The following is a 16,272-nucleotide window of genomic DNA, read 5'->3' as shown; positions in this document are numbered from 1 at the left end:
CCCACTGCAACCAGACTGGACAATACGAAATCGACACTTTTGAAACTTAAATATCAGTTTTGTGACAAGCATCATGTCTGTTCAGTCCGCTTCCCACAGTTTTTTGACGGTGCACCTGTCGTTATTGCTGCACGGCAGCCAAAAAAAAGCCCCTGCGCTGACGCGCAGGGGCCTGTTTTTGACGATGTGCCGCTGACTCAGGACAAGCGCACCAGCCACCCATGCCGGTCGGGCACGCGGCCGTACTGGATATCGGTCAATTCCTGACGCAGCGACATGGTGACTTCGCCGGCAGGAGCCGACAGGTCGCCCACCGCAAAGCCGTCGCCCTTGAGCTCACCGATCGGGGTGACCACTGCGGCAGTGCCGCAGGCGAATACTTCGCTGATCTCGCCCGACGCCACGCCCTGCTTCCATTCGTCGATGGACACCTTGCGCTCGATCACGCGCATGCCGCGGTCGCGCGCCAGCTGCAGGATGCTGTCACGGGTGATGCCTTCCAGAATGCTGCCGGACAATTCCGGCGTCACCAGCGTGCCGTCCTTGTAGACCAGGAACACGTTCATGCCACCCAGTTCCTCGATGTACTTGCCTTCCACCGGGTCCAGGAACAGCACCTGCGAGCAGCCCTGTGCATAGGCCTTCTGCTGCGGCAGCAACGAAGCGGCATAGTTGCCGCCGCACTTGGCCGCGCCGGTGCCGCCCTTGGCCGCACGTGCGTACTCGGTGGACAACCAGATCGACACCGGCGCCACGCCCTTGGCGAAATACGGGCCGGCGGGACTTGCGATGACGTAGTAGGAGGCCTTGTGCGCGGCGCGCACGCCCAGGAAGGCCTCGTCGGCAATCATGAACGGACGGAAATACAGGCTGGTTTCCGGCGCCGACGGCACCCAGCCGGCATCCACGGCCACCAGCTGGCGCAGCGATTCGACAAACAGGTCCACCGGCAGTTCCGGCAGCGCCAGACGGCGCGCCGAGCGCTGCAGGCGCTCGCCATTGGCCTGCGGACGGAAGGTCCAGATCGAGCCGTCGGCATGCCGGTAGGCCTTGATGCCTTCGAAGATTTCCTGGCCGTAATGCAGCACGGAGGCAGCCGGGTCCAGCTGCAGCGGCCCGTAGGCGCGCACCTGGGCGTCATGCCAGCCCTGCTCGTTGTTCCAGGAAATGGCGACCATGTGGTCAGTGAAATGCAGCCCGAAACCGGGCGCGGCCAGGATCACGGACAGTTCGTCGGCGCTGCGCGGCGACGGAGAACGGGTGGAAGCGAAGGACACGGACACCGGAAGATTCCTGTATGGCGGGCGATAAGGACGCGGCGCCACATCTACGGACATGGCGCCTGACGGTCAGAGCATGCCGGTCTCGAGACGGGCCGCTTCGGACATCATATGCCGGCCCCACGGCGGGTCGAACACCAGCTCGACGTCGGCCTCGGCAATGGTCGGGATCATTTCCACCTTGCTGCGCACGTCGTCGACCAGGATCTCGCCCATGCCGCAACCGGGCGCGGTGAGGGTCATCTTCACGTCCACCCGGCGCTGGTCGTCCTCTTCGCGATGGCTGACCACCGCCTCGTAGACCAGGCCCAGATCGACGATGTTGAACGGGATTTCCGGGTCGAAGCAGGTGCGTAGCTGCTGCCACACCAGGGCTTCCACTTCCTCGTCGCTGGCGTTGTCGGGCAATTCCAGCCCCGGCGGGGCCTCCTTGCCGATCGCATCACCATCCTTGCCGGCAATGCGGAACAGATTGCCTTCGACAAAAACCGTGTAGCTGCCACCCAGGGCCTGGGTGATATAGCCATAACTGCCTGCGGGCAGGGTCACCGAATCGCCCTGCGGCACCATGACGGCATCGCAATCGCGTTCGAACTGGACGGGTTCGCTGCTACGGGAGTACATGGGCTGGATATGGGGCCGCGCCGGACGCGCGCAAGTCGGCCATTCTAGCCGACCAAGGCGATGCCGCTGCCGGTCGTGCCGCCGACGCTGCATTCCATCTGAAACACAGTCATCTGCAGCCACCGTGGCTCAGGCCGGCAATGCAGCGCAAAGCGCGCCACGCGCTCTATCATGTGTGCACTGTCAGGAGCCCCAATGCCGCCCACTTCCGCGTCCGCCAGAACCGCCCACTGGCTCTGGCCCCCGCTCCTGCTGCTGGGAAGCGTTACCGCCCTCATCGCCTGGCTGCTGATTGCCCTTGCGCTGGGCAACCAGGCCGGCTGGATGGCAGTGCTGGTTGCGCTGGAAGTGGCGTGGATGCTGCGCCTGGGTACGTTGCGCGCCGGCCGGTTGCGTATCGGGGTGACAGTGGCGACCACCGCACTGATCATCGTCGGCGCCAACTGGGGCATCGCCTCGGCGCAGCTGGGTAGCGCACTGGGCCTGGACCCGTGGACCTCGGCACAAAAGATGGGCACCGGGCTGGCATGGACCCTGCTGCAACTGGCCAACAACGGCTTCGACCTGCTGTGCTATGCCGCCGCGCTGGTCCTGGCGTGGTGGGCGGCGCGCTGAGTCGGACGTGCTCGCAACGGCTGCTGATAGGCATCCGTTGAAGCTGATGCTTGATGTGCACCGCTCAAGTCACGCCGCTCCTGCTTAGCGCTGGCGCTTTATTTTCCTGACGCAGCGATATCCGGGAGAGCTCTGCGGCTTGGTTGCGGGGCCCTTGCCAGCCCACCCTCGCGGGACACGCCGCAAGTACGTCCTTGTAGGCTCTTACGCGGCATCCATGCCGCGTAAGGTCCCGCGACGGTGGACGGGCAAGGACCTGTCGAGATGGTCGGTGGTTTGGTTGCAAGCAAGGCATGGTGTGCGTGGTTCAGATCACCGTGCGTTCGATCAGCTTTCCAGCGCAAACCGAATAACGGCAGCGGCTCAACAAAGCAACCTGCAAACTTTTCAGCGTCCCAACGCAAGACTTGCAATCGCAACAGGCAGCTTTTCATTCGAGCACCGACCAACTCCTGGTGCGGTGTCCTCGCCGGTTGCGGGACCCTTGGCGGCATGGATGCCGCCAAGGAGCCTCCACGGACGGATTCACGGCGTGTCCCGCAAGCGGTGAGGGCACCGCGCACTCGACGAGCCGAGCGTTTGACTGTCACTAAGCACTGCTGTGACTCAAAAGCTCGGTGGCTTGTTTCGGGCTGGCTGATAAGGCTGGCCAGATAGTGCGAATAGATCGCTCGTGAAGCAGCCGATCTGCGCTCAGCTGCAAGGAACTGGCAGCGAGAACACCGCCCCTCGACCAAGTGGCTTCGCAAATTCATCCGCTAAATCAGTCGCACAACGCCTCAGTGCCCGCCCCCATCCAGCGCCTTCAACTCACTGACCAGCGCGCCGGCCGCTTCCGCACCGTCGCCATACAACATGCGGGTGTTGTCGGCGTAGAACAGCGCATTTTCGATGCCGGCAAACCCGGTGCCCTTGCCACGCTTGATCACCACGGTGTTGCGTGAATTGACCACGTCCAGGATCGGCATACCGTAGATCGGGCTGGCCGGGTCGGTCTTGGCGACCGGGTTGACCACATCGTTGGCGCCGATCACCAGCGAGACATCGGTGCTGGCGAACTCGGGGTTGATGTCGTCCATATCGGCGATGAGGTCGTAGGGCACGCCGGCTTCGGCCAGCAGCACGTTCATGTGCCCCGGCATGCGCCCGGCGACCGGGTGGATCGCGAACTTCACCTTGACCCCGCGCGCGATCAGCCGCTGCGCCAGCTCCCAGATCTTGTGCTGCGCCTGCGCCACCGCCATGCCGTAGCCAGGCACGATCACCACCCGCTCGGCGAAGGCCATCATCGCCGCCACATCGCCGGCCTCGATCGGCTTTTGCGCCCCGCTGATCTCCTGCGCCTGACCACCGCCGCCGAAGTGGGAGAACAGCACGCCGCTGATCGGCCGGTTCATCGCCTTGGCCATCAAGCGCGTCAGCAGGATGCCGGCCGCGCCGACCATCATGCCGGCGATGATTAGCGCCTCGTTGCCCAGTACATAGCCTTCGAACGCCACCGCCAGGCCGGTGAACGCGTTGTACAGCGAGATCACCACCGGCATGTCGGCGCCGCCGATCGGCAGCGTCATCAACACGCCCAACGCCAGCGCCACCACGAAGAAGCCGATGATCGCCAGCGGCTGCAGACTGGTGGCCGCCCAGATGCCGAGCACCACCAGCGCCAGCGCGATCAGCAGATTGACCGCCTGCTGGCCGGGAAAGGTCACCCGACGGTCGAGCCGGCCGTCCAGCTTGGCCCAGGCGATGATCGAACCTGATAAGGACACCGCACCGATGGCCGAGCCGATCACCGCCAGCACCACGGTGGTGGTGTCCGGCCGCCGCGCCGCCAGCTCGGCGATCGCCTGGGCGCTCCAGTGCGCGGTGTCGCGATTGGCGAAGAACGAAAACCGCAGCAGCTCCACCGCCCCGATCGCCGCCGCCGAGCCGCCGCCCATGCCGTTGTACAACGCCACCATCTGCGGCATGTCGGTGATGGCCACCTTCTTGGCCGACCACCACGCAACCCCGCTGCCGATCGCCAGTGCGGCCAGGATCAACGGCACGTTGTGCAATTCGGGCAGGAAGAACGTGGCCACCGTGGCGATCAGCATGCCCAGCCCGGCCCAGCGGATGCCGCTGCGCGCGGTCAGTGGCGAGGCCATGCGCTGCAGGCCGAGCAGGAACAGCGTGGCTGCAATCAGGTAGCTGGACTTGACCAGCCAATCCAGCAATTCGGGGGTGGAGACGTTCATGGCGCATCTCCGCCAGGCTTACGGCTGGATTTGAACATCTCCAGCATCCGCTCGGTCACCACGTAGCCACCGGCCGCGTTGCCCGCACCCAGTACCACCGCGACGAACCCCAGTGTTTTTTCCAGGGTGGTATCGGCATGCCCCAGCACCACCATCGCACCGATCAGCACGATGCCGTGGATGAAGTTGGAACCGGACATCAGCGGGGTATGCAGGATCACCGGCACCCGCGAGATGATGACGTGGCCGGCGATGGCCGCCAGCATGAAGATGTACAGCGCTACGAATCCGTCGCTCATCGTCTTTCGCTCCACTGGCCGTTGCGGCCCGCCGATCATACCCACGCATCGGGCATGTCAACCGAATCGGCGCTGGGCCGTTGACGTCGTATCGTCCTCGCGGAAGCTACGCTGTGCTGGTGGGAACCCCTTTCGATCCGCAGCCTTCTGCAACGGCCGCCGCCGTCCCGGTGTCGCTGGACGCCTTCCTGGCCGGCATCGGCCCGCGTGCGTTCCGGTTTGCCGAGGCCGGTCTGCGTCACCGCGAAGACGCGCTGGATGCCGTGCAGGACGCCATGGTCAAGCTGCTCGGCTACCGCGAACGGCCGGCAGAGGAATGGACGCCGCTGTTCTGGAGCATCCTGCGCAGCCGCATCATCGACCTGCAGCGCCGCCGGAGCTTCCGCCTGAAATTCTGGGCGCCGGCCGAGCGCGCCGATGACGAGGGCCCGATCGATTGGGCCGACCCCGGCATCGGACCGGTCGGCGAGCAGCAACATCAGCAGGCCTACCGGCGACTGGTCCAGGCGCTGCGCAACCTGCCGGCACGCCAGCGCGAGGCATTCACGCTGCGCGTGCTGGAAGACCTGGATGTGGCCACCACCGCCAAGGCGATGGGCTGCTCCGAAGGTTCGGTCAAAACTCATCTGTCGCGCGCGCGCGACGCGTTACAAAAACAGTTCGAGGATTTCCTGTGAACCGCTCCCACGATCCGGCCCAGTTCGATGCGCGACTGCGCCAACTGCATGCCGCCGCGCTCACCAGCCTGCCACCGCAGACCCTTGCACGCCTGCGCCAGGCCCGCCAGGCGCCGGCCGTGCGCGCGCGCCGCGGCTATTGGTTGCTGGCCACCGCCTGTTCCGGCTTGCTGGCCATCGGCATCGGCTTGCAACTGCGACCGGGCGACAACGCCCCCGCAGGCGCGTCCGCGACCCCGGCCACGACCGTGGCCGGCAATGCCGCCAGTACCGACACCGACGACCTGCTGACCCAGAACCCCGACCTGTATGTCTGGCTCGGGTCCGATACCGCCCTGGCCATGGAATGAGCACGATGACCCGCACCACCCGCCTGCTGTTGACCCTGTTGCTCTGCGCCGGGCCATGCGTGCCGCTGTTGGCGCAGGACCGCCCGCCAGGTCCCCCGGGGCCTGGGCCGATGGACGGACCCGGCCCGCATGGCCCGGGACCGCGCAACGAGACCCCGATGCCGGAGTGGGACAAGCTGACCCAGCAGCAGCGTCAGGTACTGATCGATGCGCTGCGCGAGCGCTGGAACGATGTGCCCGAAGAACGCCCGCGCATGTACCGGCACGCCAGTCGCTGGCTGGACATGACCCCCGACCAGCGCAAGCAGGCCAAGGCCGGGATGGACCGCTTCCGCAACATGAGCCCGGACCAGCGCCGCGAGGCCAAGGCCTTGTTCGACCGCATGCGCACGCTCAACCCGCAGCAACGCAACGAGCTGCAACAACGCTGGCAGAAGATGAGCCCGGCCGAACGCAGCGCCTGGCTGCGCGAGCACCCGCCGACGGAGGATTGAACGCAGCGCCGTCGCGGCGAGCGCGACACGCCAGCGCATGGGTGCACCCCGGTCGCATGCGGACAGGCGCGCGGCAACCGTAGGAGCGCGCTGGCGCGCGATGAAGCCTTACCGATAAAGCTCCATCGCGCGCCAGCGCGCTCCTACCTGGAACGCCAATGTTCGAGGTACATGGACCCGGCGTGGCTAAGCAGTCGATGGCGCCGACCAGCGCGTCCTGGCCAGCAGTTCGTCGTCCCAGTCGAACGACAGTGCGCCTTCCTTGATCAACAACGCCGCGAACGCGTAGACGTTGCGCGCAAACATCTCGCTGGCATGCACCGCGCCCTGGCTTGCCAGATTGAGCGGCCCGGCGATCACCACGCCATCGAGCTCAAGGGTTTCGCCCGGACGCGTGGCCGCACAGTTGCCGCCGGTTTCCGCGGCCAGGTCCACCAGCACGCTGCCGGCGCGCATGCCCTGCACCATTTCGGTGGTCACGATCTTTGGCGCAGGCCGCCCCGGCACGGCCGCGGTGCAGACCACCACATCCACGCCCTTGAGATGCTCGGCCAGGCGGCGCTGCTGCTCGGCGCGTTCGTCGTCGGTGAGTTGGCGTGCATAGCCGCCTTCGCCGGCAGCGCTCACGCCCAGATCCAGAAAGCGCGCGCCCAGGGACGCGATCTGTTCGCGGGTTTCCGGGCGCACGTCGAAGCCTTCCACCTGCGCACCCAGCCGTTTGGCCGTGGCGATCGCCTGCAGGCCGGCCACGCCCGCGCCGATTACCAGGACCTTGCTGGGGCGCATGGTGCCGGCGGCTGTGGTGAGCATCGGGAAGAACCGCGGCGCCAGTTGCGCGGCGATCAGCACTGCCTTGTAGCCGGCCATGCCGGCCTGCGAACTCAGCACGTCCATCGCCTGCGCGCGTGTGGTGCGCGGCAGGCGCTCCAGCGGAAACGCAACCAGCTCGCGCGTGGCAAATGCCTGCGCACGCGCCGGGTCGGCATCGGGGGCGAGCATGCCGATCACCACCGCCTGCGGCTTGCAGTGCAGCAGCGCCTCGGTCGGCGGCGCCTGCACGCACAGCACGACGTCGGCCTGGGTCAGCGTCTGCGTGTCGGCAAGCTGCGCACCGGCCGCGATATATGCCGCATCGTCCATGCTGCTGGCGTGGCCGGCAGCCGGCTCGATCCACACGCTGGCGCCGAGCGCGACCAGCTTCTTGACCGTTTCCGGCGTTGCTGCCACCCGGCGTTCGCCTGCCGCCCGTTCTTTCAGCACCAGCACCTGCACAGCCATGGGTTGCTCCGGTCGCGCGCTTCAGTCGCCGCGATGCTAGCAGAGCGCACCGGCCGCGCCGGCGGTGATGCACCGGTGTGCCATTGGAAGGCAGATCGCCAGCGCGTGGACTGTGCGATCGCCTGCCGGCTGCGAGCCTGGCGCCTTGCAACTGCATTACGGCTCCAGCAACCCCTTCAACAGGGGCGCCATCACGGTTTCCGGCGCGAAGGCGCGCAATCGCTCGTGCCTGCCGTCGATCACCAACGAGGCATACCCGTGCACCGCGCTCCAGCTCAACAGGGTGCGTTGCTCCAGCACCGCCGGATCCGGGTCGCTGCCATGGCGAGCGATCCACTGGGCGCGCACCGTGTCGCGCAGGTAGGCCATCGCCGCCTCGCTGATCTGCACCAGCCGTGGCAGGCCGCTGGCACGCACGTCCAGTGCCAGCATCAAGCGGAACTGCTGCGGATAGTCGACAGCAAAGCGGATATAGCCCAGCCCGCAGCCCAGCAGCGGGTCGTTCACTTCCTGCTGGGTCGCGCGGATGCGATCGAGCATGCGCGCGTAGCCATCGGCCGCCAGCTCCGCCAGCAGTCCATCCAGCGAGCCGAAGTGATGCGCCGGTGCGGCGTGCGACACGCCCGCGCGCCGCGCGCACTCGCGCAGGGTGAGTCCACGCAGGCCGGATTCGCCCAGCAACTCCCACCCGGCACGCCGCAGTGCGGCCGGCAGGTCGCCGTGGTGATACGCAGCCGGGGCGTCTGGTCGTGGCATGGCGGTTCGCTTATCGGGCCCCCAGTGCAGCAGATAATCTTGACGCTGACAAGATTCAGGCACCAGACTCTGCACGCATCTTGTCATCGACAAGATGGCTCACTCCCCAAGGAACGCCCATGAGCTCATCACTTACCAAGCTGCGCGCGAGGTTGCTGCGCAGCCTGATGGCCGGCGCCAGCCGCCTGGCTCCTGGCCCGACCGGCCGCTACCTGGCACGCCGCTTCGTGACCCCGGGCCCGGCCGGACGTCGACAGGCTGCCGCTATCGCGGCCACGCTGGACGATGTGCAACGCCAGACGCTGCGCATCGACGGTTTCGACATCGCGGTGTACCAGTGGGGCGACCCCACCCGGCAGCCGTACGTACTGCTGTCGCATGGCTGGGCCAGCTACGGCCTGCGCTTTGCCGCCTGGGTTCCGCAGCTGCGGGCGCTCGGGTATGCGGTGCTGGCCTTCGACCAGGCCGCACACGGCCTGAGCAGCGGGCAGATCAGCAATCTGCCGCATTTCGTGAAGATCCTGCGCGAGATGGGCAGCCGCTTCGGGCGCCCCGCCGTCTTTATCGGTCACTCGCTGGGCGCCGCCGCTGCGGTGTTTGCCGATGATCCGGCCTGGCGCCCTGCGCGCTATGTATTGATCGCCCCGCTGGTGGAGCCTGCAGGCAGCGCAAGGCGCCAGTTCCAGGCGGCCGGCCTTGCGCCTGCGACCTTTGTGCCGTTCGAGGACTGGCTGATCGAGCTGACCGGCACCTGTTTTGCCGACTTCGACGCGTCCTCGCATCTGCCGCAGTTCGATCGCCCGGCGCTGGTCATCCACGACCGCCGCGATCGCGAAACGCCCTGGGAAGAAGGTGCACGCTTTGCCGCGCTCTGGCCGGGCGCGCAGCTGTTCAGTACCGAAGGGCTGGGGCATAACCGCATGGTCGATCACCCCTCGGTGATCACGCGCGCATTGGAGTTTGTCGGGCCGGCAGCGCCGTAGGCACGCACCGCCAGGGCATCGAGGTTGACCTGGCCGCAGGCCTTAGATGCGATCGGCATCAGTGGACTGCGCTGGCCGACGCGGTGCCGCACGCACGCACGCCAATCGCGAGCAGGCACGTGGGTGATGTGAGTTCTGCAGTCGTTCCACCGGCCTGCCGGCCAGGGCAACGCCAGCGTGCCTTCAGTGCACCGTGCCGTTGGTGTGCAGCGGATCCAGCCGATCGATCACGCCCTGCATCGCACTGTCGAACGCGCCGTCGTTGATGTGTTCGCGCAGGCGGCCCAGCCGCACCATCACTGCCAGCTCTTCGGGCGAGGCGACGCAGAAACGCACACCGCGGCGGTTGACGAACAACAGCCGCTGCGAGATCGGGCTTACCCACGATAGCTTGCCGGCCTGGACCTTGCCGTCCTTGTCGACAAAATCCAGCCAGGTACCGATGTCCATCGCACGGAAACGTTCGGCGTCGGCACTGTCGATGCTCTGCGCCACCGCTTCGGCACCCAGCACCACGCTGACGCTTTCGGCGGCCGGCGGCGGCAGGTTGACCTGCGGCAGTTCCGGCAGGGCCTTTTCCAGCTCCGGGCGCGCCTCGGCAATGGCCTGCAAGGTGTCGTGCAATGCGGTGATCGCCACCACCACCGCGTCGCCATGCAGGCCCACGCTGGCAAATACGCGATGCAACGCCGGTTGCCAGACCTGCAGCCATGGCTTGCCGATGATGTGGCGGCGCGCCTCACCCAGTTCTTCCAGCACGCCATCGGCCAATGCCAATGCCTCCAGCGTGCCGGGGCCTTCGTCGCCGTCGCGCAGGATGGCCATGGTCAGATGATGCAGCCACGGCTGGCGCAGGAAGTCTTCCACCGCCTTGGGCAACGGCGCACCGGCCAGCACGCGCTGCTCCAGCTCCGTCAGCGCGCGGCTGCGCGCGAGCTCGAGCTTTTCCTGGCCGCGCTGGGTTTCGGTGGCGCGGCGCTCGGCAATTTCCACACGGCGACGGTGCTGCGACAGGAAATCGCGGAACTCTTCTTCCAGGGTCAGGAAGATCGCCAGGTTCTCGTTGAATTCGGCCACCAGGCGGTCGACGATTTCCTCGACCTTGCCCATCAGCACGCGCTCGGCGGCACTGTCGCCGTTGTTGCCCTCGCAGGCCTCGGCCAGCGAATTGAGCAGACGCCGCGCCGGGTGGGTCTTCTGCACGAACATCTTGCGGTCCAGCAGCGCCACCTTGACGAATGGCACCACCAGCCGGCCAATCATCTCGCGCGAGCGGTTCTCCAGGTCGCGCTCGTCCAGCATCACGTCGAACAGCATGCCGACCAGATCGATCGCATCCTCGTCCATCGGGTCCAGCTTTGCGGTAGCCGGGTCCACGCCAAGACGCGTGGCGCTGTTGAGCACTTCATTCTTCAAACGCTGCGCAAGCGATTCGTTGTCGTCGCCGATGGCCGCCTGCAGCGTCGCGCTGGGGGTGGCCTGCAGCAGCGACAACACCGACATCATTTCGCGCTGACTCAGCGGGCGTTGCTGGCCCACCGCCACCGACGCGGCCGACGCCGTGCTGTCGCGCACGCTACGGGTCTGCTGCAACAGCTCATGCAGCGCATCCAGCAGCATGCCCTGGCTGCCGCCCGGATGATCGGCGTCGCCGTCCATGCCGCCGGCGCCAGACCCATCGGCATGGCCGCGTTGCGCGGCGGCCTGCATGCGGCCACGGCTATGCGCCCAGCGGTCCAGGAAGCGATTGGCCCAGGCCGGCGCGTATTGATCGTTCTGATCGTCGCCGTCCATGTCGGCGTTGCCGCCCTGCGCTTGGGCCTGCGCATGCTCTTCGGGCGTCTGCCCGCGCGGCTGCATGCGCGGTGGCGGGCGCTTGGGCTGCGAAATCTCCGGCATCACGCCGGCCTTGGCCAGGGTTTCGTCCAGGCGCGCGTACAACTTGCCGATCGGCTCGGCCAGGTCGCGTTCGCACAGCTTGATCAGCACCAGCCGCACTTCCGGGGCCAGGTCGCAGGTGGCGAACGCTTCGTGGATCGCCACGCCCAGATGTTCCGGACCGATCGGGTTGGTGTCGGCCACCAACTCCAGGCCACCGGCAACCCAGCCCAGGCGGCGGTCGACGCGCGCCAGCACCTGCTTGAAGTCGCGCAGCAGCACGGTGGCAAGGTTGCGCACCGCCAATCGCGATTCGAGCACGTGCTCGGGCACCAGGCTGAGCGGGCCGGTGCCCATGTCGCCGGCCAGCACCACTTCGGCCGATAGCGGCGTGCCCAGCAGTAGCGCCTGCCAGCCGTCTTCCAGCTGTTGGCGGAATTGCGTTGTCACGTCTTCGCGCTTGCGGCGCAACTCGCGCATGCCATCGAGAAAAAGCAACTGTGACGCGCCAGCGGATTCGGCGCGATCGAACAGGACATCATCGAAATGCGCCACTGCAGCTGCAAACACCTGCACGAGCGCGGGCACGAACACGTCGTGCGCCTGTTCGAGCAAGCGTTGGTCACGGCCCGGGTGTCCCGACGGACTGGGCTGAAAAGTCATGCGCAAAGGCTCCCCGCCTCTGCAGGCGTGAAAATATTCAAACGAGGAAAAACAGACGCGGCCCCAAATTCCGCCTTCGCATGGTAGGCGTTTCGCTCGTTCGTTAAGTGTGACGCAGCTCTCACTTTACTCGTGACCGCCCAGGGTTTGCGTGTCAAGCCGACATCCTAGCTCGCAACGCTACGGTGGAGCCTGTCGTGGCTCCTTGTACGCCTGCGGGGGTTAAGGCTTCAGGTTGGCAGTCGCATCCAAGCCGTCGACCACGCCCTGCATTGCGCTGTAGAAGGCGTCCTCTTCGCGGTGCAGACGCAGCCGGTCCAGCCAGACCATCATGGCCAGCTCTTCGGGCGAGGACACGCACAGCCGCCCGCCACGGCGATTGACGAACATCAGCCGCCCGGAGATCGGGCTGATCCACGACAGCTTGCCAGGTTGGACGCGGCCTTCGCGGTCGACGAAATCCAGGCTGGTGCCGATCGCCAGGGCGCGGAAGAAATCGGCAGTGATGCGGTCGAATTCCACCTGCGCCCCGGCATCGAGCATCGGCGTCAGCGGCTCTGCCACCGGGTCGGCCGGGCTGGGCGCCAGGCTCAACGCGCTCAGGGTGGGCGCGAGTCGTTCCGCATCGGCGACAGCCGGCGTGGGTGCCAGCGCGTGCAGCAATTCCAGCAAGGCCTGCTCGGCCTCGCGCGCCCCAAGGCCGGCCAGCGCAAACGCCTGCAGCAGCGCCGTCCGCTGCTGCGCGTCCAGCCCGGTGTCGCTGCGTGCAGGCGTCAACTGCGCCAGCACGGCATCGCCCACTGCAATGGCAGCGTCCAGGGCCGGGCCGGCGCCATCGGTGCGCAGCGCGGCCTGTTGCACGCTCGGATGCCAGACGCGGCTGAGGAAATGCTCCACCACCGGCGGCAGCGGTCCGCGCGCCAGGCGCTCGGCCAGCGCCTGGGCGGCAATGCCGCGCGCGCGTTCGCGACGTTCTTCGGCACGTTGCAGCTCATTGGCGCGGCGCTCGGCAATGTCCACGCGTCGCCGGTATTGCTCGTAACCGGCGCCGAACTCGGCTTCCAGCGCCAGAAAGACCGCTGGATGCTCATCGAAGTCGCGCACCACGGTGGCAACGGCAGACTCCACCTGCGCCAGCAAAGCCTGTTCGGCGGCGGTTTCGCAGCCGTTGCCGTCGCAGGCATCCACCAGCAGATTGAGCAGGCGGCGCGCCGGATGCCCATCGCGCACGAACAGATGGCCGTCGAGCATCGCCATCTTGGCCATCGGCACCAGCAGCTGTCCCAGCAGGCGACGTTGCGCCGCAGAGAGCTGGCTCTGCACCAGGATCGCGTCGAACAGCAGCGCGATCAGATCCAGCGCGTCGGCATCGTTGGGGTCCAGGCAGGTGGTGGCCGGGTCGACGCCAAGCGAGGCAGCCGCGCGCATGAGGTGCTGACGCAGCGCAGACGGCAGGCCCCGCTGGCCGTCGTCGATGCTGTCGAACCCGGCGCCGGGCATGGTCTGCAGCAGCGACAACGCCGAGACCACCTCGCGTGGCGACAGCCGCCGCAGCGCGGCCGACTCCGACCGGCCAGCCTCGGGCTCGCGCAGGCGGCGCGCCTGTTGCAGGCGCTGGTGCAATGCTGCCGGCAGCACTTCGCGGCCACTGCGCAGATGCACGTCGATCACCGCCACGCCGACCAGCGCCCCCTGCCCGCCGGACCAGTCGGCAAAGAAGCGGGCGATCCAGTCCGGCGTGTCGGCGCTGTCTTCGCCACCGGCCTGGCCCTGCCGCGGGATGCCGCTGCGGCGCAGCCGCGCCTGCGGCAGCTCGCGCAGACGGGCAACCTGCGCCAGGGCCTGCTCCAGCTCCGCATAACGCTGGCCCACGCGCGGCATCAGCTGCTGCTCGCACACCTTGATCACCGCCAGATGCACCTTCGCCGCCAGCGTCACGCCCTGGAAGGCCTCGTATAGCGCCACGCCCAGATGCTCGGGACCGAACGGGTTGCTGTCGCCATCGATGCGCAGCCCGCCGGCGATGAAGCCGAGATAGCGATTGAGCCGCATCAGCTCCGGCCGCCACTGATGCTGCAGGGCGGCGGCCAGATTGCGCACCGCCAGCCGGACTTCCAGATCCTGTTCGGGCAACAGGCTCAGCCCCGCCGCGCCGCGCGCCAGGGTGCGCTCGGCCGAGAGCGGGCGCGCGGACTCCAGGCCCTGCCAGGCCTTGGCCAGATGCCCGCGAAAGCGCGCGGTGATCGGCTCGCGCTGCTGCCGCAAGGCCCGGATGGCTTCCATGAAATCGTTCTGCGCCGCACCGGCATCGGCCGCCAGCCGGAACAGCGCCTCGGCCAGCGCATCCTGCACATCGATGAATGCATCGGCCAGCGGCAGCAACACGATCTCGCGCACCTGATCGAGCAGTTGCGGGTTGCGACTGGGTAGCGGCTCGGCGGAAACGAACTGGGTCATCGGACAACGCTGAAAGAGCGGGCAGGAAGGGGCGATGCCTGCAGACATCCCGGGGCCGGCCATCATGCGGCCGGCGTTGGGAAGGGCCCGTCTATAATTGGCGCATTCGTTGCCCAGAACCGCAAATTATGCACGCACCCTATTCGCTCCAGGCGCTGGACGCACGTCGGTCGGTCCCTTCCAAACAACTGGGTGAGCCCGGCCCGGATGAAGACACCTTGCTGCGCATGTTGACATCGGCGGTGCGCGTGCCCGATCACGGCAAGCTGGTGCCGTTCCGTTTCCTGCGCATCAGCGGCGACGCGCGGCATGCCTTGGGCGACTTTCTGGCCGAACGCACCCAGGCCGCCGATCCGCTGGCACCACCGGCGGTGGTCGAGAAAGACCGTAACCGCTTCAGCGATGCACCGCTGGTGATCGTGGTCGTCGCCACGCTACGCCCGGAGCACAAGGTGCCCGAGCAGGAGCAACTGCTCACCGCCGGTTGCGTGTGTTTTGCATTACTGCAGGCCGCGCAGGCGCATGGCTTCGGCGCGCAGTGGCTGACTGCCTGGATGGCCTACGACCCGGCCGTGACCGGCTATCTGGGCCTGGGCGAAAATGAGCGCATCGCCGGCTTCATCCATGTCGGCACGCCGCGCATGCAGGTGCCCGAGCGCGAGCGTCCGGACCCGCGCACCTTGCTGCGCGACTGGACCCCGTGAGCACGCTGCCGGGTGCCATTGCCGCGGCGCTGCCGGGCGGCCCGCGCCCGGAGCCGTTGTACCTGATCGATGCCAGCCTGTACGTGTTCCGTGCCTGGCACTCGATTCCGGACGAATTTCAGGACGCGCAAGGCTGGCCGACCAATGCGGTGCACGGCTTTGCGCGTTTTCTGCTGGACCTGCTGGAACGCGAGCGCCCGCAGCACATCACCATCGCCTTCGACGAAGCACTGGACAGCTGTTTTCGGCACGCGATCTACCCCGCTTACAAGGGCAACCGCGAGCCGGCACCGGATGCACTGCGACGCCAGTTCGCGCACTGCAAGGCGCTGTGCGCAGCCCTGGGCCTGAGCGTGCTGGCCCACCGCGAGTACGAGGCCGACGACCTGATCGGCAGCGCCTTGCACAGCGTGCGCGCGCACGGCCTGCGCGGGGTGATCGTGTCGGCCGACAAGGATCTGTCGCAACTGTTGTTCGAACACGACGAGCAATGGGACTACGCGCGCAACCTGCGCTGGGGCATGGACGGGGTCAAGGCGCGCCATGGCGTGCATGCGCACCAGATCGCCGACTACCTGGCGCTGTGCGGCGATGCGATCGACAACATTCCCGGCATCACCGGCATCGGTGCCAAATCGGCGGCCGTACTGCTGGCGCATTTCGGCAGCCTGGATGCGCTGCTGGAACGCATCGACGAGATTCCGTTCCTGCGCTTGCGCGGCGCTGCGCAAATGGCCGTACGGCTGCGCGAACAACGCGACCATGCGTTGCTGTGGCGCCAGCTCACCACCATTGCACTGGATGCACCGCTGGGCTTGACCGACGCCGGTTTCACGCGCGCGCAGGCCGATGCGGACATGCTGATCGGCTTGTGCGACAGCCTGCGCTTCGGGCCGCTCACGCGCCGCCGCCTGCTGGCCGTGTGCGACGGCGCCGCGCTGCCCCCACCTCCCGCTTCCCTGTCTCAAGGCGCCTGA

The 16,272-nt window shown here is 67.2% G+C and carries 15 protein-coding genes; 7 read left to right on the top strand and 8 right to left on the bottom strand.

Translation table 11 applies throughout. The annotated features are described in order from the left end of the window. Window positions 1-197: 197 nt before the first annotated feature. Together VZ068_RS05365 and sufT are read right to left on the bottom strand one after the other, a co-directional pair. A complete protein-coding gene (locus VZ068_RS05365; RefSeq protein WP_349657118.1) occupies window positions 198-1,283 on the bottom strand; it encodes a branched-chain amino acid aminotransferase in 1,086 nt (361 codons plus the stop codon). Between the two features lie 66 nt (window positions 1,284-1,349). Next, entirely contained in the window at window positions 1,350-1,904 is a 555-nt protein-coding gene (gene sufT / locus VZ068_RS05360) for a putative Fe-S cluster assembly protein SufT (protein ID WP_029219190.1), read from the bottom strand. Window positions 1,905-2,099: 195 nt separating this feature from the next. On the opposite strand from sufT, the gene VZ068_RS05355 reads away from it, so the two are divergent. Continuing rightward, a complete protein-coding gene (locus tag VZ068_RS05355; protein WP_259168365.1) occupies window positions 2,100-2,519 on the top strand; it encodes a hypothetical protein in 420 nt (139 codons plus the stop codon). 779 nt (window positions 2,520-3,298) lie between these two features. Here VZ068_RS05355 and VZ068_RS05350 read toward each other — a convergent pair. Continuing rightward, entirely contained in the window at window positions 3,299-4,756 is a 1,458-nt protein-coding gene (locus VZ068_RS05350; protein ID WP_349657117.1) for an NAD(P)(+) transhydrogenase (Re/Si-specific) subunit beta, read from the bottom strand. Next, window positions 4,753-5,055 (bottom strand): NAD(P) transhydrogenase subunit alpha, encoded by a 303-nt coding sequence (locus tag VZ068_RS05345; RefSeq protein ID WP_349657116.1) that lies wholly within the window; start codon window positions 5,053-5,055, stop codon window positions 4,753-4,755. Before VZ068_RS05345 ends, VZ068_RS05350 begins: the two co-directional genes overlap by 4 nt. 113 nt (window positions 5,056-5,168) lie before the next feature. On the opposite strand from VZ068_RS05345, the gene VZ068_RS05340 reads away from it, so the two are divergent. From VZ068_RS05340 to VZ068_RS05330, 3 genes are read left to right on the top strand one after another with little or no spacing between them, the layout of a single operon-like run. Beyond that, the gene (locus VZ068_RS05340; RefSeq protein WP_349657115.1) at window positions 5,169-5,732 is read left to right on the top strand and encodes an RNA polymerase sigma factor; all 564 of its coding nucleotides are present in this window, start codon (window positions 5,169-5,171) and stop codon (window positions 5,730-5,732) included. Beyond that, window positions 5,729-6,082: a hypothetical protein gene (locus VZ068_RS05335; RefSeq protein ID WP_349657114.1), complete on the top strand. Its 354-nt coding sequence runs from the start codon at window positions 5,729-5,731 to the stop codon at window positions 6,080-6,082. Before VZ068_RS05340 ends, VZ068_RS05335 begins: the two co-directional genes overlap by 4 nt. Window positions 6,083-6,087: 5 nt before the next feature. After that, a complete protein-coding gene (locus VZ068_RS05330; RefSeq protein ID WP_349657113.1) occupies window positions 6,088-6,576 on the top strand; it encodes a DUF3106 domain-containing protein in 489 nt (162 codons plus the stop codon). A 186-nt stretch (window positions 6,577-6,762) separates the two neighbouring features. On the opposite strand, the gene VZ068_RS05325 is transcribed toward VZ068_RS05330, so the two are convergent. Both VZ068_RS05325 and VZ068_RS05320 read right to left on the bottom strand, forming a co-directional pair. Next, window positions 6,763-7,854: an NAD(P) transhydrogenase subunit alpha gene (locus tag VZ068_RS05325; RefSeq protein ID WP_349657112.1), complete on the bottom strand. Its 1,092-nt coding sequence runs from the start codon at window positions 7,852-7,854 to the stop codon at window positions 6,763-6,765. A 156-nt stretch (window positions 7,855-8,010) separates the two neighbouring features. Beyond that, complete coding sequence (locus VZ068_RS05320; RefSeq protein ID WP_349657111.1) at window positions 8,011-8,610, bottom strand: TetR/AcrR family transcriptional regulator; 600 nt, start codon at window positions 8,608-8,610, stop codon at window positions 8,011-8,013. A gap of 119 nt (window positions 8,611-8,729) precedes the next feature. Here VZ068_RS05320 and VZ068_RS05315 point away from each other — a divergent pair, with 119 nt between their 5' ends. Further along, window positions 8,730-9,593: an alpha/beta fold hydrolase gene (locus VZ068_RS05315; protein ID WP_349657110.1), complete on the top strand. Its 864-nt coding sequence runs from the start codon at window positions 8,730-8,732 to the stop codon at window positions 9,591-9,593. Between the two features lie 183 nt (window positions 9,594-9,776). Here VZ068_RS05315 and VZ068_RS05310 read toward each other — a convergent pair whose 3' ends face one another. Together VZ068_RS05310 and VZ068_RS05305 are read right to left on the bottom strand one after the other, a co-directional pair. Continuing rightward, window positions 9,777-12,134 carry a DUF1631 domain-containing protein gene (locus tag VZ068_RS05310; RefSeq protein ID WP_259168355.1) on the bottom strand — a complete coding sequence of 786 codons (2,358 nt, stop codon included), beginning with the start codon at window positions 12,132-12,134 and terminating at the stop codon, window positions 9,777-9,779. 222 nt (window positions 12,135-12,356) lie between these two features. Continuing rightward, a complete protein-coding gene (locus VZ068_RS05305) occupies window positions 12,357-14,591 on the bottom strand; it encodes a DUF1631 domain-containing protein (protein ID WP_349657109.1) in 2,235 nt (744 codons plus the stop codon). Window positions 14,592-14,719: 128 nt separating this feature from the next. Here VZ068_RS05305 and VZ068_RS05300 point away from each other — a divergent pair, with 128 nt between their 5' ends. Continuing rightward, window positions 14,720-15,295 (top strand): nitroreductase, encoded by a 576-nt coding sequence (locus tag VZ068_RS05300; protein WP_259154177.1) that lies wholly within the window; start codon window positions 14,720-14,722, stop codon window positions 15,293-15,295. After that, window positions 15,292-16,272: a 5'-3' exonuclease H3TH domain-containing protein gene (locus VZ068_RS05295; protein ID WP_259168349.1), complete on the top strand. Its 981-nt coding sequence runs from the start codon at window positions 15,292-15,294 to the stop codon at window positions 16,270-16,272. Before VZ068_RS05300 ends, VZ068_RS05295 begins: the two co-directional genes overlap by 4 nt.

It is taken from the genome of Xanthomonas sp. 10-10, assembly GCF_040182365.1.
Classification (GTDB): Bacteria; Pseudomonadota; Gammaproteobacteria; order Xanthomonadales; family Xanthomonadaceae; genus Xanthomonas; species Xanthomonas arboricola_F.
Note: the sequence above shows the minus strand (reverse complement) of the source record. Positions and strands in the feature narration are given on the sequence as shown.

Excerpts from the sequence above, each read along its gene's own strand:
- sufT (WP_029219190.1), bottom strand. The coding sequence starts at position 1,904 with ATGTACTCCCGTAGCAGCGAACCCGTCCAGTTCGAACGCGATTGCGAT.
- VZ068_RS05345 (WP_349657116.1), bottom strand. The coding sequence starts at position 5,055 with ATGAGCGACGGATTCGTAGCGCTGTACATCTTCATGCTGGCGGCCATC.
- VZ068_RS05315 (WP_349657110.1), top strand. The coding sequence starts at position 8,730 with ATGAGCTCATCACTTACCAAGCTGCGCGCGAGGTTGCTGCGCAGCCTG.
- VZ068_RS05350 (WP_349657117.1), bottom strand. The coding sequence starts at position 4,756 with ATGAACGTCTCCACCCCCGAATTGCTGGATTGGCTGGTCAAGTCCAGC.
- VZ068_RS05325 (WP_349657112.1), bottom strand. The coding sequence starts at position 7,854 with ATGGCTGTGCAGGTGCTGGTGCTGAAAGAACGGGCGGCAGGCGAACGC.
- VZ068_RS05305 (WP_349657109.1), bottom strand. The coding sequence starts at position 14,591 with ATGACCCAGTTCGTTTCCGCCGAGCCGCTACCCAGTCGCAACCCGCAA.
- VZ068_RS05310 (WP_259168355.1), bottom strand. The coding sequence starts at position 12,134 with ATGACTTTTCAGCCCAGTCCGTCGGGACACCCGGGCCGTGACCAACGC.
- VZ068_RS05355 (WP_259168365.1), top strand. The coding sequence starts at position 2,100 with ATGCCGCCCACTTCCGCGTCCGCCAGAACCGCCCACTGGCTCTGGCCC.
- VZ068_RS05330 (WP_349657113.1), top strand. The coding sequence starts at position 6,088 with ATGACCCGCACCACCCGCCTGCTGTTGACCCTGTTGCTCTGCGCCGGG.
- VZ068_RS05300 (WP_259154177.1), top strand. The coding sequence starts at position 14,720 with ATGCACGCACCCTATTCGCTCCAGGCGCTGGACGCACGTCGGTCGGTC.
- VZ068_RS05320 (WP_349657111.1), bottom strand. The coding sequence starts at position 8,610 with ATGCCACGACCAGACGCCCCGGCTGCGTATCACCACGGCGACCTGCCG.